We start from the raw sequence: 21,845 nt of genomic DNA on the forward strand, positions 1-21,845 counted from the left end.
AGTCTAGATTAATACCTAAAACGCTTTACCTAATCAATGTAATATCACCCACTTGTGTTTCTCTACGACCATTCTCAAATACCAGCTCTAAGCGATATACATACACACCTTGTGGCATCAAAACCCCATTAAAGTAGCCATCCCAACCCTCATCTTTACTAGTAGACTCAAATAGTAGTTCTCCCCATCTGTTGTATATTTTCATATTAAATTGTGATACACCTTCCACCCTAGGTAAGAAGAAATCATTTTGCAAAGGGTTATTGCTGGCAGTACCTGGTCCTGCTCTACTTGGAGTAAAAGCATTAGGCACTTTAGATTCACCGCCTAATATCACTCGAACTTGAGAAGATAAACTTACAGAATCTGAACATCCTGTTTCGCTATTAATAGCAATCAGTGTAATGTCATAAACTCCACTGTCCGGGTACGCATGTATAGGTTCTTCTTCAAAAGATTCATTACCATCACCAAATTTCCAGATGTATTCATCTGCTCCTTCACTAAGATTTACAAATCTTACTTCTTCCGTTGTAAATACTTGTCGATACTCATCCGGAATGGTGAATGAAGCTTGAGGAGTGGCATTAACTGTAATAAATTCCTCTTTGAGTAGTTCTGTTCTTTGGCCGGTGATATTAGTAGCAGATAAGCGAACATTATACGTTCCGGGATTGGTATAGACATGAATTGGATCAATAACAGCGGAGGCACGTTGACCATCACCAAATTCCCACTGATAGGTGGAAGGATCTGCATATTCACTTAAATTTTCAAATTTCACGACCAGAGGCAAGCATCCTTCTTTTGGCTCTGCATCAAAGTCAATAATCGGTGGAATAGCACCGATGGTAACCAACGTTTGAAAAGTGGATGTGCAAAGTCCATTTGTGGCAGTCATCTTCACCGTAAATTCTCCAAATGTTCCATAATCATGTGGTTCAGGGTCAATGGCTTCCGAGCTTGTACCATCTCCAAACTCCCACAAATAATCCCATTCGGCTTTATTTGTGGTTTTGTTAGTTATGGTGATAGTGCTTTGCGGAAGTACCATATTCTGCGGGCTTACTTCGAAACTGGCCTCTAACTCTGGATACACGAATTTTTGCACACTTCCTGAGATTGGGCCAGAGCAAGCATCAGGATTGTTGCTGTCAGTCACAGAGACTAAGGAATAATTAGTAGGCACAATTGGACTAACAGGCTCGAAGTGTCTGTTAAAGGAAGTCGTAAAAGTGAAATTTTGATTTCCATCCGTATAAGTAATGGTCCATGGACCTACACCAGTCTGATCAAATACTAGATTGCTTTCAACCCCATAACAAGTAGTGTCAGAACCGGATATTTCGGAGCTAGGGAGTTGATTTACATTGACGCTTACTGGAGCACCTAAATTCAAGCCGAAGCAACCTCTGGTATCAAATAATTCTACTACTCTGTATACGGTACTTGTTTCGGGCGTGACATTAATACTAGCACCATCTTGGAGATTGCTAAATGCTAATGTATCTCCATTGGCAGTGTAATTACCATTAAATGGGCCATCACCCGTAAAGCCCAAGGATAATGGTGTGCTTTGACCTTGACAAATGGTTGTGTTTCCCGTTAACTCGACTTCTGGTCTATCGTAAGCAATCACCGTGGCTGTCCCAGAAATATCTCCCGAGCAAGGAATTGGAGAGCTGGAATCTAAAACTTCAGTTAATATGTAGTTCGTGGTTCCGCTAACAGGATTTACATCAAAGTTGTGAGTATAAGTGTCTATTGCAGAATCATAGCCAGCATCCGGTGTTATGTTGGATAAGGTGTAGGTGATGGTTCCGTCTGTATATCTTACTGTCCATGGTGCTGTACCCGTTAAATTAACACCTAGTTCAGTCAGATCATTTTGACAGACATTATCTACGTTTCCAAATATTTCTGCGGTTGGTTTTTTATTAACTTCTACTGCTGCAAGTCCACTTACAGTTCCAGAGCATATTGGAGTGTTTCCATCAGTGACAGATACTAATTCATAATTTGTATCTTCAGTTGGACTTATAGAAGCGATTGTAACAGGATTATTAGTATTATCAATATTGAAATTACTGTTGCCGTCCGTGTAAACCACGTTCCACGGACCTACTCCAGTTAAATTAATGATCAAATTTGTACTTTCCCCTTCACAAATAGTGGTTGAACCTGATATGGTTGCAGAAGGAGGCGTGTTAACGTTTACAAAAGCCGATCCTGTTAAACCTGAAGGATTGCAATTAGGATTTGCTAAATCAGTAACGTCTATTAAAAAGTAATTGGTTGAATTAGTAGGAAATACAGTCTCAATATGTCCATTCTCAATATTTTTTAATGTGTCATTTTCTTGACCGTTATTATAGATCACATCAAAATTTGTAGATCCAGGAGGGCCATTTAAATCAAACCTTAGACTTGTTTCATCACCAGGACAAATGACATTAGCACCATTTAAACTTAATGTTGCACTTGGGCCTGATAACACATTTATAGGTATCGTACTAGGAGTTCCAAAACATCCGTTACTATTAATTTCCTGTACTTGAAGCGTACCTGAAAAGTTACTGAAATTCACTTGGATTTCATTACCGTCTGCATTTGAACTTGATATAAATGCTCCAAGAGGTACTTGCCATAAATAGGATGAACCTGCACTATAAGGAACAGAATAAGGAACTGATTGAGCAAAAGCGCATACTTCATCGGTACCAATTATTGCAGGACTATCAAATTCGGGAAAGATGGTAATTTCCTGAATATCAGAAGTATCTGAACATCCACCAACTGATGAAACAGCTATATATCTTAATTCATATATAATTTCTGTTGCCGCAGTGTTTTCAAAATCTTCAGTTACTAATCCATTTGATTGAGGAGTTGTATCAAAAGCTTGCCAAGGATCACCAGAGCCCTTAATTCGTTTCTCATAAACATGATTTCCAGCTAAACCAGTACCTATTGCCGTACTTGTAAAATTTACAGTTAATGGGGAGCAACCTTCAATTCTATCTTTAAAAAAGTTGGCATCAACTCTAGGGTGTAGTGTAACAGTTTTACCGACTGTGACAGTACAATTGTTAGGCGTTTCAGCAGTAAGTGTAACATTATAATTATCTTGACCAAAAAAGGCCAATCTATTTAAAAAAGTATGACTAACAGCAGTATCCTGATCTGTTAATAGACTCTGACCGTCACCCCAATTCCAAGTAAACTCAGTGCCTGCTGGAAATACACTTGTAGTGAATTCAAAGTCAAAAGTATAATCTTCTTCACATGCTGGGTTAACGGAGGCGATATCAAAATCAATTTGGGGTTCTTGATAAACTCTCACGACATAAACACTATCATTCGTACAACCAAATTCATTTTCTCCAGATAGGGTGATTTCGTAATCGTTGAACCCTGTGCCGTCATCAGTAGTGTACAGCAATGTTGTGATAGGATTTATACTATTAAAATAATTTGCTGGTTCATTATTGACTACTATGTCATCTATTGCTCCAGATACAAGATTTTCCCATGATATTCTCACAACATCAAGGTCAGTCCCATCGGGATTGAATGAGGAATCTATAATGTCTAATTCTAGAGGTGAACATCCTTCTTCTTGCACAGGACGAAAATTCATTTGAGGACTGTTGTTGAAAGTCAAGCTAATGGGAGGATCTGAAGTTAAATCACAGGTACTTTCCAATAAAGCTATTAGCCTAATTTCATAATTAGCAGCCTGTGTAAAGTTATAGTCATAACCTAAAGAAAAATCTTGGTTACCTGCAGGAAGCGTATCACCTGCAATTACGGTAGTACTGGCTAAGGTAGTATTGGTGATATGTAACTCCCAATTTGTATTAGCAGGGATGTCAGTGGGGACGGTATTGTTCGTAAATGTATAAGTATTGGGCAAACAGTTTCCACTACCTGCTGAGGCGAGGTCTATATTAAAATTATCTTCAGGTTGAATGGTAGTTGTATAAGCCCCCGAAAGATCACTTGGGCAACCAAAGGGATTTTCTGTTAGTAATGTAACGTTGATGGTTAATGGTGGGTCAGTATCGGCTGGTCTTCCAAAGCTTACCCAATATTCAGCACCGTTATTACTTTCAGCTCTTAATGTATCAGCAATGGCATCATTATCTACAGGTGATGCAGTCCAGAAATAATTAAGCAGACCTGGTTGTTCCGCTTCAAAATAATAGGTGACTGAATCACAAGTCACTACTGTATCTACAGGAGCAAAGTCGCTAATAGGTTTAGGTCGTACTGTTACCGTTCTTTCAGAACTACTAATACAAACGCCTTGCGCATAAGGTTGAAGCTCTACAGTATAATTTATTGGCCCCACATTTGGGTAGTCATTTTCAAAATTAAAACTGAAATCATAATCTTCTCTGTTACCACCTGAGTATGCGATTGTGTCTCCCCCTAGAACAATACTTCCGTTTTTAGCAGTCCAAACGACAGAGTCATTACTATTCAATCTATTGTTTGTAGTATTATCAATCCTGAAAAAGAATTCTTGAGGAGAACAATAAGGTGGATTGTATGATACATCTGGCGATAAGCTTTCAAAAACATCAAATCCAGAGCCACTGCCAGGTAGTACATTCACTAAAATCGGAGGGGACTTTATTAGACAGTTATTGTCAGGGTTGACATCAGTAGGATTGGCAATTGCCACTAGGCTAATTTCAAAAACCTCAGTAGTTGGATTTAGGTTATCGAAAATATCAGGAGTGAGAAAAGAACCAGAATTTCCAATACTTCTTGTGACAATTGTTCCTAAACTATCTATTTCTAAGTAATAGTCAACATCAATAATGGAAGCGTCATTGTTAATTTCATCTGAATTGTTAACGAATTTAATCAAAGTACCAGGACATATAGGGTCTCCAGTGTAAGGATCATCTTCTAAAAAACCTTCATAATCTTGCCCATAAAAAGCTTGTAAGTCAGCATCAGGATTTGCGTAAACGCTAACAGTAGTCACAACAGTATCACTGTAGCAACCCTTATCTGAGCGAGTTATTAGTGCAACATCATAATCACCTGCAGCACCAATATTTCTAGAAAAAATATTATCATTAGTTGTGGTTAGCTCTGTATTAAATGAAACCCCGTCATAGGAGAAATCCCATAACCATTCATTTATTACTTCACCATTAATTACTGTTGGAATATTTGAGCCAGATGGATCAAAATCGGTATCTTCTCCTTCACATACGCCAGTGGCTATGAATTGGGCTTCTGGGGTATCGTAAACATAAATGTCAAGTTGATCAGTTGAGGTACAATTGGTAGAGCCATCCAAAACTATCAATTCAATACGGTAATGACCGGTATCTGAAACTACAAACGGGTTTGAGGGATAAGGAAAAGCTGTGGCTCCGCCACCACCATCGTCTACGTTGTCCACCAAAAAGCTTGTAGGTGCTATTTTTTCAATGTTCCATTCCGTTGTAAGATTGGCCGTTTTGGCAGGGGTTTCATCTGTAAGTTCGAGGTTGAGTGGCAAACTTTCAACACAGAAATCGTAGGTTTTGTCAATGGTATTTGGTGAACCAAATGAACCGTCATTAAAACCAATTGTGGCAGATGGTGTGCCAATTATTTCATATTGAGCTGTTATACTCGAACTGCATCCTCCTGAAATATCAGTGCTGTTATTAACTTTAATAACTTCGACAGTTTTAAGACCAGGAGTGTTTAAGGCAGTTGCATCAGGCCCGGTAGTGTTTTCTGTATCTAAATCTATATTTTGTGAAGGATAACTTGCGATTAGCGGGTCAGTGGTGGTTCCACCATCATAAATATTGATCGTCCATGGGCCTGGGCCTAGATCAGTTCCACCATTGGTAATTCGTATTGGTTCTTCTGGACAAAAAAGATTCCCTGGTTTGGGGTTATTGGAGAAATCCGTTATTTCAACTGGATCTAATATAGGTTCGTCAACTATTAATATCCGAATGGTTGTGAAAAAAGGAATTGAATCGGCATTTGCGGCAAGAGCTAAGGAGGGACTACCAGGAACATTAGGGTCATCAAAAGGATTACAAACGTTCCAAGCATTTAATTGAATATCAAAATATTGGCCAGCCACAGTACTGGTTCCATCAATAGTTATGGTTCCTGTAGGATCCATGTCTATATCCCCAGTAGCTAAATTTGGCCCTGGGTCAAGTTGTACAGGCTCTTCGAAATTTAAATTAGATGCTGGTCCGCCAACATTAAAGGACTGACTACCTCCTAAATTAGGGCCATTGATGACTACATCAGGAATAGGGTTACCTCCATCAATATTATAGATCCATTGAAACCATCTTTCAGTGGTGTTATTTGTCAATGGGCAGTTGTAATTACTAATATTTTCAAGAGGATTTATAGTAACTGATTCACCTTCGCAAATTCTGATTATGGGAGAATCTTGAATGTCAAGATTTCCTGGTAATATGTTATCTTTTTCCCAGTAAATTGTGCTGGCACTATTGACAGTTCCCGGACAAAGTATTGTACTGGGGTGTACACCTGGTGTTTCGCCAGCATCAACAAAAACAAGAAATGCGGCAACGTCATAAGAACAGTTTTCTAAATTTTCAGGGTATAGGTGGTAGGCATATCTGTCATTTGCAAATAAAGATCCTGCCGGAGGTGCAATAGGGGGTGTGTTATCAATTAAATAATTTCCAAATTCAAAAACTGTCGGATAATATTCTACTGCTCCAGCATAGCCCCAATCGACCATAATGTACACATCCGTTGCTGGAGGAAGGTCAACACTTGAATAGCTTTTACCAGCCCAAACTTTTTTCTCACCCCCACAGAAATCTTCCTCTAAGGTTTGAAAACCACCCACTCCACTACTACTGCCACATTGAGCAGATGATTGATCTATTGAACCAATCAAACACAAAATGAAAGCTAATAGAACTACTATATGTTTTCTACCCGTCTTCACCTCACAAAACTAGATACTTTATTTTATGCTTAAAAAACATAACTTCATCGAACAATACATTGATTAGATCGAAATAAATATATAAAAGATTATATTTTAAATCAATATAGTAATATTTAAGGACGATATCAACTAAATAGTTTGTTTTTTTATCGAACGTATTAGTTGATAAACTTACAATTCACTTTTGCTTCTATCTAATTCTCTATGGAATTGAGTGGCTTATTTACAGGCTATTTCTGTTCTCAAATTGATAATGAAGCAATTTTCTAAAAAACTTGGCATAGTTTTTAATCCTTACAGTTTCTAAAATATTATCTTTGCCGCATGAAAAAACTTTTGTTATCCTGTTTCTTAATATTAGCGCTTTTTTCGTGTTTACCGGATGAGCCCACTTTCGAAGCTTTCAGCAGAAGCGAAGTTCAAAGGCTATTGTCAAATAGAGATTCGAAGAGATGGATTTTGACTGAAAGAACGTCATTGGACCAAGATCTAACGCTAGAAGAATGTGAGGTTCAGCGACAAATCATATTTGATTTTACAAGTTCAGCAACGGATAGGGATTTGCTTTTCTATGTGAATCCCGCAGATACCTGCGGAAATGCTGCAGACACTTTAACAGGTTTTTGGTTTGTGCCTAGCACAATTACTCCCCAAACACCGATAGATACTGTAGTTTTTGTCTGGGAAGATATTGACACTGCCTACTTTCAGTTAGATGTTCTCAACCCTGAAATGTTTACTATTAGTCCATTCTTTGCAAAGGATAGTTTAGAAGAGAGTTTTACCCATTTTCCTTTTCCACCCGTTGTAGAGGATGATGAGGAAGAGGAAGAGGATAGCGAGTAGAAAACGCATCAAATTAACTTCTTAGTGTTCATAGTCAGGATTTACTACTTAATTAAATATCTCGTGGCTAGGCAAATTTTGCTTTTAAGCCATTCAATCATGAATTCACGATTATCAACTGATTGGAATAGGCCTTGATCATTGATAAAATTTCAGTTTACAATAAATTCATTTCAATTATTTTCATGTAAACCGGAAAACCTAAAGTGATATTAAATGGAAAAGTAATAGCTAAAGCCATAGGTAAATATAAGCTTGGGTTCGCTTTCGGAGCTGCAATTTTCATTGCAGCAGGGACCGCAATATAGGATGCACTCGCTGCTAAAATACTTAATAGAAATCGATCGCCTACTTCAGCAGTGATCAATCCACTGAGAATACTGACTAGTACACCGTTGAACAGTGGCATTAGGATTGAAAATGCAAAGATAAATTTACCGTGCTGGAAAAGGTTTCCTAATTTTTTTCCACTAGATATACCCATATCTAATAAAAATATGGCCAAAAAACCTTTGAATATATCTGTTGTGAAAGGTTCTATACCTTTTGCTTGACTATCGCTTGCTATCCAACCAATAACAAGGCTGCCTAAAATAAGCAGCACACTTCCATTGGTGAAGGCATGAGATATTACAGATCGGTCTAGCAATTTTCCAGATTTCTCTTCCTTGTAAATATTAAGCAATAATACACCAACCATAATAGCTGGTGCTTCTAGCATGGCCATTATGGCGACCATATGTCCACCAAAGCTAATTTTTTGCAATTCAAGGAAACTCACTGCTGTAATAAAGGTGACTGCACTTATTGAGCCATATGAGGCGGCAATAGCACCTGCATTTTGAGAACCAAGTTTTCGTTTTAATATAAAAAAAGAATAGATAGGGATTAGCACTGCTGTGGACAATGCAAAAAGGACGGTCCAAAATACCGACCAACCTAATTCAGCATGTGCTAATTCATGCCCACCTTTAAAACCAATGGAAAATAACAGATAAAGAGAAATAAACTTGGATGAGCTATCTGGTATTTGCAAGTCACTTTTTAGCATCACTGCAATAATTCCAAATAGAAAAAACAGAAGAGCAGGATTACTTAAATTTTCAAATAGGAGTCCGAAATTCATTCCTTTTTATTTTTGTACAGGATGGATGTTAATTGTACTTTCAATCGCTAAGTCGACTTTTTCATGCTTAGCTTCTTCTATGATGAGCCTTATTTCCTCTCTTAATAGTTTCAATTCCTTAATCCTATGCTCCGATTTCTCAAGATTTCCGGACCCCGTTTCTTTAATATGCGCAATTTCCATATTGTGAAAGTCAATTTTGTTTTTGAGTAGGCCTAGTAAAATCGTTGAAGCTTCGTCCGTACTGAAGATTCCCGAGATAAGTTTTAAATTTTCCGCTTTGATCATAGGTGCAAAACTATAAAACAATTTACTTGTATTATTATTTGTTTTCGTAATGGCTATTATAAAATATTTAAATAAGTTAATTTTATAAGAGTACTACAAATTCCCTAAAGATTGCTAGTCTATGACCTAGTAACAGTTTGAATAATTTGCTTCAGAGAAAGCCCTTGAAGCTTTTTTAAAATATGCGGATCATTCTCAATTCCTATTGGTAACCATTTTTCTGCAGTAATTCCAAAAAATGCTAAATCATATTCGGGGTGCTCAGGGTATTTGTTTTGCTCTTGTAGTTGTTCCAGTTGCTCTGCGATTTCATTATCTACCGAAAGGATTTCATCATAATTTAGCTGAAGGGCTTTAATGATTGACTTTCGTTTTTCTATCGGGGTAGGTTCGTCATCGATTTCTTCTCTTTTCAGCGTTATATTGCCTATACATAAATCATTGCTGACTATAAATTCATCTTCCTCAAAGTCCCATTGAACGTTTCGTTTGTTTTTTACAAGTGGCTTCAGATTTTTTGGATTTAGAGGAGCTGCTAAAAATATTTTACCCATCCCGCTTCTAGCATCCATATTAGCAACTGTTAGCCAGCTTTCATTCGCTAACTCATCTTTATGCCCTATAGCAGCAATGCTTCCATTAGATAATTGAAATTGGGCATTATTTCCCCTTTTTGCAGATGCGATTCTGTCCGGATAGGCCATTGCTAATAAGTATCCGATGGCATAAGGATCCGCTTCTTTATTGTCTTCCTCTATCTTGAAAACTGTTCGGTAGGACTTTGCTATTTTCTCTATCTTCTGGAAACTTCGACCTAGTCTTTTTTCCCGTCTTAAAGTTCGTAGAAGCTGAATTCTTTCACTTAAATCTGCTCCGGCTTTTTTATATAGAGGGTCTTTTTCTTCTAAAACAGATGCTAAATCAATTGCTAAGGATAAATTATCTGATGATTTTATTAGCATATGTGCCAAACGTGGATGACATGGTACTTGGTGCATCTGTTTCCCGATCTCTGTAATACTTTTGTCTTCATTTAAAGCTTCCAATTGAATCAATAGATGCTCGGCATAGATTTGCTTATCAAGTGGGGGAGTGGTTAACCAAAATAGGCGATCACTTTGTTGAATATCACGAGCTGCAAGATCAAGTTTTAGGGTGGCTAAATCAGCATGTAAGATTTCTGCTAGTCTATGGCTTGGCTTTATATTATGGTCAACTTCGGTCCACATTCTATAGCATTTACCTGCTGCTAATCTACCAGCTCTTCCTGCCCGTTGGGTTGCTTCATCTTGCGAAATAGACTGGGTTTTCAAGCTATTTAAAGCAGTATTTGGATCAAAAATTGAGTTCTTTTTTAAACCAGTATCAATGACTATTTTAATACCTTCAATGGTTAAGCTAGTTTCGGCTATAGAAGTGGCTAATACGATTTTTCTCTTGCCATTCGGATGGGGTTGAATGGCAGCCCATTGCTTGTGCCATGCAAGTTGCCCGTACAGAGGGTAAATTTGTGCATTTACTCTGGATTTTCTTAATATGTCTTGAACAGCTAGAATTTCTCCTTGCCCTGGTAAAAAGGCTAAAATATCCCCCTGATCACTATGAAGTGCTTTTTTGATTTGTTCAGTTGTAAGTTCTGCAAGTAGTCTTTGGTCGAGATTACCTACGTATTCAATATCCACCGGATACTGTCTACCTTTACTAGCCACGACTTTGGCATGCAATGCTTTTGCTAAAAGCTGCTGATCTAAGGTGGCGGACATGATCAATAGTTTTAGATCAGGTCTTGTGTTTTGCTGCGTATAGCGTGCTAGTGCTAATGCTACATCTGCATGAATGCTCCGTTCATGAAATTCATCAAAAATAATTAGTGCAACGTCTTTCAAAGTAGGATCGCTATCCATCATTTTATTAAGAATGCCCTCGGTTACAACCTCGATTTTAGTTTGATCAGATATTCTTGTTTCAAATCGTATTCTGTAGCCAACCGTATTTCCAACCTCTTCACCCATTAATTGAGACATCCTCTGAGCGATAGATTTTGCCGCCAATCTACGAGGTTCCAGCATAATTATTTTTTGCTGTTTGCTATTGAATAGTTCGAGAAGCGCCAATGGAATAATGGTGCTCTTGCCTGCTCCAGCTTCTGCATTTAAAATTAGGTTTTGTTCTTCTTTTAATTTTTTTAGTACTTCAGGAAGAATATCTACTATGGGTAAATTGATTTTTGAAAGATCTAAATTCAGCATAGTGCAAAGTTAAATGAGGAATCCTAATTTCTGATTAACCCTTCCAGAATTATTGTAATTGCAAACGTTTTCTAATCAAGCTTGGCATGCAAGAGCACAAAGTAAAGAATAGAATCAATTAAAATACTCATGTGGTGAAATAAATAAGGCTTTCCGAAAGCACTGCACTTTGAGAAAGCCTTATTTGAGGAAATATAGGGTTCTTAATTAGACTACTTTTAAAAGTCTGGAATTTTCACGGTCTAAAAATTGTCTAAATTAGCTAGCCAAAAACTAGAAGGACTGTCCATCATCTCCTCCTGATTTTTGATCATCATTAGATATTCGACTTCGTTTTTGTCTTGCTTTGTAGTCTAATTGGCCAAATTTATAGCTGAAGTTTATCCCAAATGAACGGAAAGGAATTGCAAAAACGTTTCTCTGATAAAAATCGCTGTTTTCGTCTCCTAACTCAGTTTTAAATGGTTTTCTTGCTTTGAAAGGTTCAATAATTGATAATCCAATACTGCCTCGTTTATCCCAAATTTGTTTTTTAATCCCCATTCCAAAAATGGAGAAAGCAGGGTTGTACCCTTGCAATGTCTGTCTTCGAGGTCTTGCAAATCCAAAAGCATCAATTACCCAATCATTAGGTAATTCTAGGTTTGAACTGATATTACCGCTGAATAGCCACGCATTGTTTTCAACTTCCTGTCCCTGAATAATTCCTTCAGCCATAAAGTAGTTGGCATTAAGGCCACCGCGCACTGTCCAAATTTTGAATAATTCAGTTGAAATAAAGATATTTGAGCCCATATTTTGTTGAGTACCAACGTTTTCAAAAGTTGTAACTGTTGCGTTTCTTTCCGGATCTTCAAAAATCACAGATTGAATTACCTCGCTGATATCATTGTAAAAGAATGATAGATTTAATGACGTTCCTTTTAAAAATGTGCTAAATCCTAATTCATAATTGTCTGATAACTCAGGATTTAGCATCGGATTACCAAAGCTGATATTTCGGATATTACCTATTTCTACATAAGGGTTCACATTGCCTAAACTCGGCCGTTGGATTCTCCTATTATATGCTAACTTAACAGAATTAAACTTCCCGAATTTTTGATTTACAATGATACTTGGAAGCCAGTTTTCATAAGAAATTGGACCAAAGGCCTGCTCAGTTGCTTCTTCAAAAGTGCCATCTAATCCTGTATATTCATATCGAACTCCTGCTATTACTCCTAATTTTTTTGTGATATTGGTTTGAGTAGAAATGTAGCCTGCAAAAACATCCTGGTTGTAGAAGAAAACATCTGTTCTATTATCGACTACTTGATAGCTACTTGCACCTTCGGGCTTCTCCTCAAAGCGGAAATCACTATCAATATCTCTGATGATCGATTTGAAACCAGTTTCTAACTTGAAACTTTCTCCCATTGGATGGGTATAATCGAGTTGTACGGTATTCTCCCTATTATTTCCATCATTTACATTTCGACCTACTTCGTAGTTGGCAGGATCTGGTTGGTTAATTTCAAATTCCTGATCGCGTACATTTCCATCTATCTTATAGGATGCTGAAAATTCTCTGCCTTCCTGCTCAGGAAATTTCATTACATAATCTAGCGACCACTCATAACCCCAGTTTTGAGAAAAATTATCTTGAAATCTTTGATATGAGCTTTCATCGCCAGCAAGGTTTTGTGTTACTGTATTTGTCCCTGTTGAATTGCTATTGAAACCACGTAATCTTAAACTTGTAGAGAGACTGTGGTAGGCATTGAAATCATAGAAGGCCCCCATATTGCCAAAATATCCTAATCTGTTACTTAGGTTTTCACCATTTTGCTCTCTTGTATTCGTTTGACCATTTACCACTGTTTGTTGAAAAAAATCTGTTGTAGCAAACTGAGGCCAAGAATAAAAGGAGCTACCATTAGCATTAAATCCTAATCGCCCTTTACCTGCATTAATCCCCACAACACCACGGTTAATTCGAGTTCCTGCTGTTAGATCTACATTTCCGGCAAAGCCTTGAGGAGTTTGTTTTTTTGTGATAATATTGATGATACCAGCTGTTCCTTCACCGTCATATTTAGCTGATGGAGAGGTAATCACCTCAACACTTTTGATTTGATCTGATGGAATCATTTTTAAAGCATCTCCCGTATTAGCGCCAAACATACTACTTGGCTTACCATTGATGAGTATTTGGACGTTAGAATTACCTCTTAATGACACATTTCCATTTTGATCAACTGACAATAATGGAGCTCTTCTTAAAACATCAGAAGCATCTCCGCCCATATTTGCTACATCTTGATCTGCATTATAAACGATTCTATCAATTTTATTCTCAATAGTTTCTCGCTTCCCTGAAACTACTACTTCATCTAGTTGATCAGTATCGGCTGCTAATTCTATCTTTTCAAAGTCAAAATCTGGTTCCTTAGGAGTTAATTCTACTTCTTGGGTAAATTTTTGAAAGCCTACAAAAGATACTTCTACTATGTATGTACCTAATTTTAAGCCTACTAGTTTAAAACTTCCGTCATCCCCAGTTACAACCCCATTTACTGTTTTGCCATCTTTGGGGGATTTAATAACTACAGTTGCATATGATACTGCCTCAGAGCTTTGTCCATCAACTATAGTACCTGTTATTTTTCCAGTTATTTGGGAGTTTGCTCCGCCTCCGTAGCCTCCTCTCTGCTGCGCTAAGGTCAGATTAGTGCTAAATAATAATGTTAATAATAGTATGCTGTATTTCATAATTATGATTTAATCTCACAAACTTAGACACTTGAACTTCGATATTGTTATTGATAATACACCGAAGGTCATTCTGTGGTCTTTAGATTGACATATGAATGATAGAAGGAAATATTTTTATTATGATATTGAAGATGGATTAAGTACAATTTTTTTACTGTCATAAACCAAATAGCTCATGCAAACGATAGCGGTAGCAAGATCTGCTATTGGGAAAGCGATCCAGATTCCATCTAATTCATAAAAATTAGGTAATATCAAAAGCAGAGGAATTAGAAAGAAGCCCTGCTTTGTTAATGTAAGGAGCAGAGCCGGTAAAGCTTTTCCCAATGCTTGAAAATAGGCTGCGCTGATTAGCTGGAAGGCAATAAGCGGAGTCATCAAGAACGTAATTCTCAGGGCAGGCACTGTTTGTTGGATCAGCTCCTGATCTTTTGTGAAAATCCCTATGATTTGTGGTGTAAAAATTAAAATACCTGCATAAATAAAGGACGAAAGAACAGTTGCAGATATTATAGCATTTTTTAAAGTTAAGCTAACTCTCCTGAAAAGTTCTGCTCCGTAGTTATATCCAATAATAGGCATAGAACCCTGAGTGATGCCAATTGCTGGAACATTTACAAGCATCATCATTCGATTTATGATGCCGTAAACTGCAATAGCGCTTTCACCGCCATATTTGAATAATGAGTTATTTAGTACTAAAAATAGCAGACTTACCACACCTTGCCGAGCAATAGTTACTGAGCCGATAGAAAATATTTCCCCTGTTAATTTTAAATCGAGGACAAGGTCTGATTTCTTAATTTTAAAACCTGTTTTCCCGCTTAAAAAGAAATAAGCAGCGTATGCTGCACTAAATAAATACGAAAAAGTGGTAGCCCAAGCAGCACCCTCTATTCCCCACTCCAAAACAGCTATGAAAATAGGGTCTAGAATAACATTTACTATTGCCGGAACAATCATTACTACCATTGCCACTTTTGGATAACCTACTGCGCGGAAAATACTATTAGACATCATTGCAAAGGCAAGAACCGGAATTCCCAGTAAAAGAATTTGAAAATATTCTATAGTTGGTTGGAGTATATCTCCTTTTGCACCAAATAATTTAAGAATCGGTTCTATAAAAATCCAGCAAGTTAAGCTGAAAAAGATTCCAAGGATGAATGTCAAGGTTAGCTGATTTCCAAAGGTTTTATTGGCTTTTTCTGATTTGCCTGAACCCAGTGCTCTCGAAATGATAGATGCTCCTCCTATACCTATACCCATTCCAATAGAGGAAATCAAAAAAGTAATAGGGATTACCACAGTAATTGCTGCAATACCTATTGACCCTACAAAATTCCCAACAAAAATAGTGTCTACAATTCCATAGATAGATAAAGTCAAAATACCGATAGCTGAAGGAATAGCTTGTTTACGTAATAAGTAATTTATTGGCTTTGTGCCAAATTCATCTGATGTGGTCATCGAAAGTATTTAATGCAGTTTAATGTAACTACATTAATTGTTTAATGTTGTAAATCTATCAAGGAAATTCAAAATAACAATTAAGGACCACATAATGGTGCGTTTCCAATTCGCCTGAACTAATTTTTCTGCTGCTTTCTTCATTTTGACTCCAGATTCAATCTGATTGTGCAAAGGTACTGCCTGAAAAAAGGTAGAAATCCATATGAAGATGATTATGATAGATTGGAACAGCAGAAAGTAATTGAAACTGCTGTAGGTCAAGTAAAAGGTTAACGCAATTTGCAAAAGCATCAATGGCATCACCACAACTGAAATTCGTTTAGTATATATAGGATGCCAAATAATCAAACTCGACTTTTTCATAAAGGTGAATGAAGGGTAAATGATAAGTTGTACAAGCCATATAAGAACAAATAGGCCAAAATCCGATAATTCTTTGATATAATGCAGCATTTGCAAGTTAACTGAGATTAATTGAATAGTTTTTACAACAAAAGGTGACAGTTGATGTTTCAGCAATATGAGAAAAACATCCTTAAGTGCTGTTAGTCATCTTAATAATTCTGCTAAAGAATGGGTGATCTTTATACATGGTGCAGGGGGCAGCACTGCTACGTGGAAATATCAAATTGACGCATTTAAAGATTCCTATAATTTACTATTGCTTGATTTGAGAGATCACGGTAATTCTAAAAACATAGAACCTGCAGCTAAGGATTATGATTTTGATTTAATTACCAGTGATATTAAGCAGGTTTTAGATCAGTATAAGATAGACAAAGCTCATTTTATAACGCTTAGTTTTGGAAGTGTTATTATGCAGGATATTAGTATTAAGTATCCACAGTTAGTAGCAAGCGCAGTATTTGCAGGGGGTATTTTTAAAGCAAATTACCTCATTAAGATTTTTGTCCAATTGGCAAGGTTTTTCAATTATTTTTTACCGTATAAATGGATGTATAGTATTTTCTCTTACTTATTAATGCCATTTGGCAAACATCAGCAATCCAGGAGAGTTTATAAGAAACAGGCCCGAAAACTAACTTCTGCGGAGTATATGCGATGGGTCGGACTTTATAAAGAGTTTTTCAGATTATTGAATCGTTTTTATAATCAAAATATCAATTTCCCAGCTTTGGCAGTAATGGGAGATTCTGATTTTATATTTTTAAAATCGGCTAAAAGCTTTACAGAAAAGCATAAATCAGTTTCCTTTACAGAAATCAGAAATGCGGGACATATTTGTAATATTGACCAAGCCGAAAGTTTCAATGAAGTAGCTCTTTTCTTTGCTCAAAAACATAGCTATCATTTTAAAGAAGTTCCTGCTTTCCAAGCCCACAATAACAACAATGGGTGAATAATAATTAATCGCAACCAGCCTATCCACTGTGGTACGCAGAGCCCATCATCAACGCAAGAACCTGTTTGGATAAAATAAACGTGTGAAGGTATAAAAGCAATTAGCATTGCTAGGATGACAAATGATGCAATTTTTCTGCTTTTTGAAATAAGAACTCCAAATGCAACTACGATCTCAATTACTCCACTGATCCAGTTTATGATTTCTGGATAAGGCAAGTAAGGAGGGATCAGTGGTAAATAGAATGTAGGATTAATAAAATGATTGAAGCCCGCCAATAAATAGAATACAAATAGCAGCCTAATAGACCATTTACTTTTAAGATAATTTCCAATGTGTTTTAACATGCACGTCTTTTAAAATCAGAATAAAAGGAATCCACCATATAAAGTCATTACTAATTAAAGTATATATAAATTCGAACGGAACTTTCCCTTGAAAATAATTAAAAAAGAAACCTATTGGCCCAAATATCTTGCCCAAAAAGCCCACCATAACTATAGGCCAGTGGCGATGTGGATCAGTTGATGCCCACCAGTAGCCTAAACCGTAGACGCCTATTACCATACCCATTCCCTGCCAAACCATAGGATGATTGATTTTTTCCATCCCAACCAATTCAAAAAACTGTTGTGGAAACAGTACCACCCAAGCGCCCCATACTAGATTATAAATAGCTGCAATTTTTAGAGTAGCTGTTTGATATTTTATTTTCATGGCCAATCAACTTTTTAGTTTTGAAAATGTTGAGGGAATTAGTGTTTTTTATAATTGAATTAGAGATAAGTTTTTTTAATTCCATTCGTTCAAACTATATTTACACCAAATTAAAGTGGTGATTTACACGATAAAGAGATTATTATGAGATTTAAGTTTTTGGTTATTTTTTCAATTCTTGTTTTTGCAATTCAGTTTGATGCTGAGTCGCAAGAAGATGCCAAATTATCAGATCAATATCAAAACATGATAGAGGGTAGCGAAACTTTTGAAAAGTACAAAGTCATTCCTATCACTAAAGTGAATTCATTCGGTCAGATCATGAATGATACGATCAGCACTTTAAAGGAAAGCGTTTCTTCAGCTGAGAAAGCTAAAAGTAAGGCTGAAACGGAAAGGGATTCAGCTAAGTCTCAAATGAATAGTTTGAAAAGTGAATTGGAAGAAACACAAGCTATAGTTGATGAGATGCCATTTTTGGGTATTCCGATGTCAAAAACTACCTATAATATTGCGATGTGGAGTTTAGTAGTGATTTTAATTGGCGGTCTAGTCTTAGTATATATAATGTTCTTGAATAGTTATCGAATGACGCGTCAGGCTAAAAAGGATAAGGAATTGGTCGATCAAGAGTTAGAAGACTTAAGAAAACGCTCTCATGATAAACAAGTAAAGATCAAAAGGGAGCTACAGACTGCTCTAAACAAACTTGAAGAACAAAGACGATAAAATTCATACTAGCAGATAAAGACTATGAAGATAATTTCAGGGTCTACCTAGGGTAGCAAAAATTAGTTAATCAAATTTTGAAAACCACCTTCTAATGTGCATCATTGTAAGGTGGTTTTTTATCTTTATAATATACGTTGAAGAAGGCATTACTGATTATTCTTAAACTGTTTGTAACAATAGTAGTGCTATTGTTCCTATATGAAAAAATCAGGGAAGATAAATTCGCTTTTATTTCCGCTTTTCAACTATTCACTGGTAGTCCTACTATAATAATTTTAGTTGTTTTTCTAATGCCTGCTAATTGGTTAATGGAAGTTCTAAAGTGGAAATATTCTATTCAGCCCATTACAAAAATCTCTATTTCTACTGCTTCAACTGGTGTTCTTGCAGGAGTAGCGTTAGGTTTCGTAACGCCTCATGCAGTAGGGGATTACTTTGCAAAAGTTTTTTCGCTAACTCATCATAACCGCAAAAGAGCTTTGGGTCTTATTTTGATTTCAAGGATGATGCAAATGTTTCCGACCGCAATCTTTGGAATAATTTCTTTCTATATTTTTTCCAGAAGAAGCTTGTTTCAATACGATATTCCATTGACTTTTTCATACCCTGTTCTAAGCATCTTAGGAGGGCTGGTAGCAGCCCTTTTATTGATGGTTTTTCTGAATAGAAACCATCCAAGAATCCAAGATAATATCCATCCTTTTAAAAGTGTTGGAATCGAATTCTTAGGTATTTTGGCAGGACTATCTATTATACGATATGTGATTTTTAGCGTGCAGTTTTTATTACTGCTGTCAGTTTTAGGCTTAAAAATTAGTCTATTGATGCAGTTTATGGGTGTAGCTTTCATGTTTTTAGCTAAATCAATTTTACCTACTTTTAATTTTTTGAGTGATTTAGGTATAAGGGAATTTAGTGTAGCGTTATTTTTTGAATCAATGGGAGTAGAGGTGGCACCTATTATAGCTGCAGGCTTAATTCTATGGTTGATTAATATTGCGCTGCCTGCTCTCATTGGATTATTCTTTATTCCGCAACTTAAATTAAGAAACTCATGATTTTGGCTTTTTTCTCCATTGTCATTCTTTTCTATGCGGTAGCTCTGCTTTTTGCTGCTAAGATTTGGAGGAAATTACCTGAATTAGATAGAAGTGGTGAACTAAAGTCGGTATCTATTGTGATTCCATTTCGAAATGAAAGTGATAACTTGGATAATTTGCTGCAAAGCATTTCTGAACTAGATTACCCGCATCAGTTATTAGAAGTAATACTCATTAATGATCATTCTGAGGATTCTTCTACAGCTATTATTAGTCCCTTTGAAGAGCATTTTGCTTTTAAACTAAGGGTTTTAAGCCTGCCCGTTGGTTTGCAAGGAAAGAAATCAGCAATTAGTATAGGAATACAGCATAGTAGTTCTGAAGTTATTTTAACATCAGATGCTGATTGTAGCTTTCCGAAAAATTGGGTGCGAACAATGCAAGCGCCATTTGAGATCGAACATATACAGTTGGTCAGTGGTGGTGTAGTATTTAAGACGAAACATTTTCTTGATCGGCTATTCCAAATGGAATTTGCACCTTTAATTGGTGTGGGTGCAGTTAGTATTGAGCTTGGAAATCCTACGATGGCTAATGGAGCTAATCTTGCCTTCAGAAAATCTACTTTCGAAAAACTTGATCCCTATGCAGGTAATTTAGCTATACCTTCAGGGGACGATATATTTTTATTGAAAAGAATAAAAGCAGAATACCCTGATGGCGTCTTTTTCCAGAAGGAGTCAGTCGTAGAAACGCTAGCACCAAAAGATATCAGGTCTTTTTCTAAACAACGGAAAAGATGGGCTGCGAAATGGAGAGCTAGTTCAAGTTTGTTGGATAGTGTGCCGGCAATAGCGGTTTGGGCATTTCATTTGATGTACATCACAGCTGTTCTATACAGTTTTATTACAAATGAGTTTCTGATTCTGCTTCCGGTCATAGTTTTAAAAATTGTTTCTGAGGCTATTTTTATCGCTTCAATCTTAAAATCTCTAGGGAACACTTTCAAAATAGGAGTGTTTAGTATTTTACAGTTGATTTATAGCTTTTATGTAATCATATTTGGTTTATTAGCTAATTTTGGTAATTATACTTGGAAGGAAAGAAAATATAAAAGTAATGAACGAGCAGGAAATTGACCTTTTAGACGAGTTATACTTTGTACAATCATACGCAGAAGTTAAAAAAGCTTTAGATTGGCAAGATACGGTCCTACAAAAATATTTATTCGAGCTGACTAGAAAGGAATATATCAAAATGCTGATCAATCATGATGAAGAATATGATAAAGCTAGTGACTTTACTAGTATCCCTTGGAATGACTTATATTTTCTAGCAACTAAGAAAGGTCTGCTAGAGCATAACGGTTTTTAAATGCGATGATTATGAAAGTTAACATGAGATTTCCAGAAAGCTTAAGACCTTATTATCGGAAAGAACTAGAGGATTATTATGCTAATCTTAAATCCTATAACTTTCCAGTAGCTTGGCGGCATTTAGAACGTGCTCATATTATCGGTCAGGCCTATCCGTATCAGCATTCATATGTTCACTGGATTATGCTGAAGTTTGGATTCAGAATTAAAAATTATAAAGAAGTTATTGGGCAAATCCCTAGGTTACTGGTTGGTGGAGTAAAATCTTTTGTAGGAAAAATACCAGCAGGTAATACTGGTGGTGCTAATGTTCCTCCCTTAAAAGCAATGGAAATTCCAGAAGACTTGAAATTGATTTTAGAAAAGGCTAAATAAGTATGTTGACCTTTGTTAAATCCATCTCCTTATTTATTTTAGCTGGACTGTTCGAAATAGGAGGTGGCTATCTGGTTTGGCTAACCATTAGAGAAGAAAAGCCATGGTGGATTGGAGCTTTGGGTGGAATAATCCTGATAGGCTATGGTATTGTCGCTACATGGCAACCTGCAAATTTCGGTAGAGTATGCCAAGAGCCCCAGATAGTGAAGCACCACTGTAAAACTCATAGTCTTCTTTTTCGATCCAATCATAGTTAAACATAAATTTTAGAAGAAAATCATCAATTAAGGTATTAGGATATAACCGGACTTCCGGTCTGAATTTATTGCTAAACTCATATGCATATGCTACTTGTCCGCTATTTGGTGATTGATGAAAACTAACAATCGATTGAGATAATGATAGGAAAGGTAGAATTAGTAGGGCTAAAGTGTAAATAAATTTCATAATGCTTTTTTTGGTTTAAGATTGAAGTTTAGTAGAGATTATTTGAACTGAAACCATAGTTCCAGTTCAAATATTTTGTTAGATAA

Annotated in this window: 17 protein-coding genes; 8 read left to right on the top strand and 9 right to left on the bottom strand. The window is 36.4% G+C overall.

Features of this window, described 5'->3' with window-relative positions:
• Window positions 1-25: 25 nt before the first annotated feature.
• Window positions 26-6,964 (bottom strand): PKD domain-containing protein, encoded by a 6,939-nt coding sequence (locus B9Y84_RS02300; protein WP_085515477.1) that lies wholly within the window; start codon window positions 6,962-6,964, stop codon window positions 26-28.
• Between the two features lie 327 nt (window positions 6,965-7,291).
• Here B9Y84_RS02300 and B9Y84_RS02305 point away from each other — a divergent pair, with 327 nt between their 5' ends.
• Window positions 7,292-7,813, top strand: a complete 522-nt coding sequence (locus B9Y84_RS02305) for a hypothetical protein (protein ID WP_085515478.1) — start codon at window positions 7,292-7,294, stop codon at window positions 7,811-7,813.
• 157 nt (window positions 7,814-7,970) lie between these two features.
• Here B9Y84_RS02305 and B9Y84_RS02310 read toward each other — a convergent pair whose 3' ends face one another.
• From B9Y84_RS02310 to B9Y84_RS02330, 5 genes are all read right to left on the bottom strand, one after another.
• Window positions 7,971-8,939, bottom strand: a complete 969-nt coding sequence (locus B9Y84_RS02310; protein WP_085515479.1) for a sodium-dependent bicarbonate transport family permease — start codon at window positions 8,937-8,939, stop codon at window positions 7,971-7,973.
• Between the two features lie 6 nt (window positions 8,940-8,945).
• Window positions 8,946-9,227 (bottom strand): hypothetical protein, encoded by a 282-nt coding sequence (locus B9Y84_RS02315; protein ID WP_085515480.1) that lies wholly within the window; start codon window positions 9,225-9,227, stop codon window positions 8,946-8,948.
• Between the two features lie 119 nt (window positions 9,228-9,346).
• Window positions 9,347-11,476, bottom strand: a complete 2,130-nt coding sequence (hrpB, locus tag B9Y84_RS02320) for an ATP-dependent helicase HrpB (RefSeq protein WP_085515481.1) — start codon at window positions 11,474-11,476, stop codon at window positions 9,347-9,349.
• Window positions 11,477-11,749: 273 nt separating this feature from the next.
• On the bottom strand, window positions 11,750-14,230 hold the full coding sequence (locus B9Y84_RS02325; RefSeq protein WP_085515482.1) for a TonB-dependent receptor: 2,481 nt from the start codon (window positions 14,228-14,230) through the stop codon (window positions 11,750-11,752).
• Window positions 14,231-14,350: 120 nt separating this feature from the next.
• Complete coding sequence (locus B9Y84_RS02330; RefSeq protein ID WP_085515483.1) at window positions 14,351-15,703, bottom strand: MATE family efflux transporter; 1,353 nt, start codon at window positions 15,701-15,703, stop codon at window positions 14,351-14,353.
• 523 nt (window positions 15,704-16,226) lie between these two features.
• Here B9Y84_RS02330 and B9Y84_RS02340 point away from each other — a divergent pair.
• Window positions 16,227-17,066, top strand: a complete 840-nt coding sequence (locus B9Y84_RS02340; RefSeq protein WP_085515484.1) for an alpha/beta fold hydrolase — start codon at window positions 16,227-16,229, stop codon at window positions 17,064-17,066.
• Here the strand turns inward: B9Y84_RS02340 and B9Y84_RS02345 are convergent.
• Window positions 17,015-17,416: a DoxX family protein gene (locus B9Y84_RS02345; RefSeq protein ID WP_085515485.1), complete on the bottom strand. Its 402-nt coding sequence runs from the start codon at window positions 17,414-17,416 to the stop codon at window positions 17,015-17,017. The two genes, B9Y84_RS02340 and B9Y84_RS02345, sit on opposite strands and share 52 nt — an antisense overlap.
• Entirely contained in the window at window positions 17,388-17,786 is a 399-nt protein-coding gene (locus B9Y84_RS02350; RefSeq protein ID WP_085515486.1) for an alkyl hydroperoxide reductase, read from the bottom strand. Before B9Y84_RS02350 ends, B9Y84_RS02345 begins: the two co-directional genes overlap by 29 nt.
• 144 nt (window positions 17,787-17,930) lie before the next feature.
• Here B9Y84_RS02350 and B9Y84_RS02355 point away from each other — a divergent pair, with 144 nt between their 5' ends.
• The 6 genes from B9Y84_RS02355 to B9Y84_RS02380 all read left to right on the top strand — a co-directional run bounded on the left by B9Y84_RS02355 (window position 17,931) and on the right by B9Y84_RS02380 (window position 21,569).
• On the top strand, window positions 17,931-18,515 hold the full coding sequence (locus tag B9Y84_RS02355; RefSeq protein ID WP_085515487.1) for a coiled-coil domain-containing protein: 585 nt from the start codon (window positions 17,931-17,933) through the stop codon (window positions 18,513-18,515).
• Window positions 18,516-18,652: 137 nt separating this feature from the next.
• Window positions 18,653-19,576: a lysylphosphatidylglycerol synthase domain-containing protein gene (locus B9Y84_RS02360; RefSeq protein WP_085515488.1), complete on the top strand. Its 924-nt coding sequence runs from the start codon at window positions 18,653-18,655 to the stop codon at window positions 19,574-19,576.
• Window positions 19,573-20,697: a glycosyltransferase gene (locus tag B9Y84_RS02365; RefSeq protein ID WP_085515489.1), complete on the top strand. Its 1,125-nt coding sequence runs from the start codon at window positions 19,573-19,575 to the stop codon at window positions 20,695-20,697. Before B9Y84_RS02360 ends, B9Y84_RS02365 begins: the two co-directional genes overlap by 4 nt.
• Complete coding sequence (locus B9Y84_RS02370; RefSeq protein WP_085515490.1) at window positions 20,678-20,932, top strand: hypothetical protein; 255 nt, start codon at window positions 20,678-20,680, stop codon at window positions 20,930-20,932. The genes B9Y84_RS02365 and B9Y84_RS02370 overlap by 20 nt, the downstream gene beginning before the upstream one ends.
• An 11-nt stretch (window positions 20,933-20,943) precedes the next feature.
• Window positions 20,944-21,309: a DUF3703 domain-containing protein gene (locus B9Y84_RS02375; protein WP_085515491.1), complete on the top strand. Its 366-nt coding sequence runs from the start codon at window positions 20,944-20,946 to the stop codon at window positions 21,307-21,309.
• A gap of 2 nt (window positions 21,310-21,311) precedes the next feature.
• Window positions 21,312-21,569, top strand: a complete 258-nt coding sequence (locus tag B9Y84_RS02380) for a YnfA family protein (RefSeq protein ID WP_085515492.1) — start codon at window positions 21,312-21,314, stop codon at window positions 21,567-21,569.
• On the opposite strand, the gene B9Y84_RS20525 is transcribed toward B9Y84_RS02380, so the two are convergent.
• On the bottom strand, window positions 21,466-21,759 hold the full coding sequence (locus B9Y84_RS20525; RefSeq protein ID WP_176223666.1) for a hypothetical protein: 294 nt from the start codon (window positions 21,757-21,759) through the stop codon (window positions 21,466-21,468). The genes B9Y84_RS02380 and B9Y84_RS20525 overlap by 104 nt on opposite strands.
• Window positions 21,760-21,845: the final 86 nt, after the last annotated feature.

Origin of the sequence: Marivirga sericea (assembly GCF_900177665.1) — a bacterium.
Lineage (GTDB): Bacteria > Bacteroidota > Bacteroidia > Cytophagales > Cyclobacteriaceae > Marivirga > Marivirga sericea.

What these genes read in the sequence shown, in the direction of transcription:
- B9Y84_RS02355 (WP_085515487.1), top strand. Translation starts at nt 17,931, where the DNA reads ATGAGATTTAAGTTTTTGGTTATTTTTTCAATTCTTGTTTTTGCAATT.
- B9Y84_RS02325 (WP_085515482.1), bottom strand. Translation starts at nt 14,230, where the DNA reads ATGAAATACAGCATACTATTATTAACATTATTATTTAGCACTAATCTG.
- B9Y84_RS02340 (WP_085515484.1), top strand. Translation starts at nt 16,227, where the DNA reads ATGAGAAAAACATCCTTAAGTGCTGTTAGTCATCTTAATAATTCTGCT.
- hrpB (WP_085515481.1), bottom strand. Translation starts at nt 11,476, where the DNA reads ATGCTGAATTTAGATCTTTCAAAAATCAATTTACCCATAGTAGATATT.
- B9Y84_RS02380 (WP_085515492.1), top strand. Translation starts at nt 21,312, where the DNA reads ATGTTGACCTTTGTTAAATCCATCTCCTTATTTATTTTAGCTGGACTG.
- B9Y84_RS20525 (WP_176223666.1), bottom strand. Translation starts at nt 21,759, where the DNA reads ATGAAATTTATTTACACTTTAGCCCTACTAATTCTACCTTTCCTATCA.
- B9Y84_RS02310 (WP_085515479.1), bottom strand. Translation starts at nt 8,939, where the DNA reads ATGAATTTCGGACTCCTATTTGAAAATTTAAGTAATCCTGCTCTTCTG.
- B9Y84_RS02330 (WP_085515483.1), bottom strand. Translation starts at nt 15,703, where the DNA reads ATGACCACATCAGATGAATTTGGCACAAAGCCAATAAATTACTTATTA.
- B9Y84_RS02315 (WP_085515480.1), bottom strand. Translation starts at nt 9,227, where the DNA reads ATGATCAAAGCGGAAAATTTAAAACTTATCTCGGGAATCTTCAGTACG.
- B9Y84_RS02345 (WP_085515485.1), bottom strand. Translation starts at nt 17,416, where the DNA reads ATGTTAAAACACATTGGAAATTATCTTAAAAGTAAATGGTCTATTAGG.
- B9Y84_RS02305 (WP_085515478.1), top strand. Translation starts at nt 7,292, where the DNA reads ATGAAAAAACTTTTGTTATCCTGTTTCTTAATATTAGCGCTTTTTTCG.
- B9Y84_RS02365 (WP_085515489.1), top strand. Translation starts at nt 19,573, where the DNA reads ATGATTTTGGCTTTTTTCTCCATTGTCATTCTTTTCTATGCGGTAGCT.
- B9Y84_RS02350 (WP_085515486.1), bottom strand. Translation starts at nt 17,786, where the DNA reads ATGAAAATAAAATATCAAACAGCTACTCTAAAAATTGCAGCTATTTAT.
- B9Y84_RS02375 (WP_085515491.1), top strand. Translation starts at nt 20,944, where the DNA reads ATGAAAGTTAACATGAGATTTCCAGAAAGCTTAAGACCTTATTATCGG.
- B9Y84_RS02370 (WP_085515490.1), top strand. Translation starts at nt 20,678, where the DNA reads ATGAACGAGCAGGAAATTGACCTTTTAGACGAGTTATACTTTGTACAA.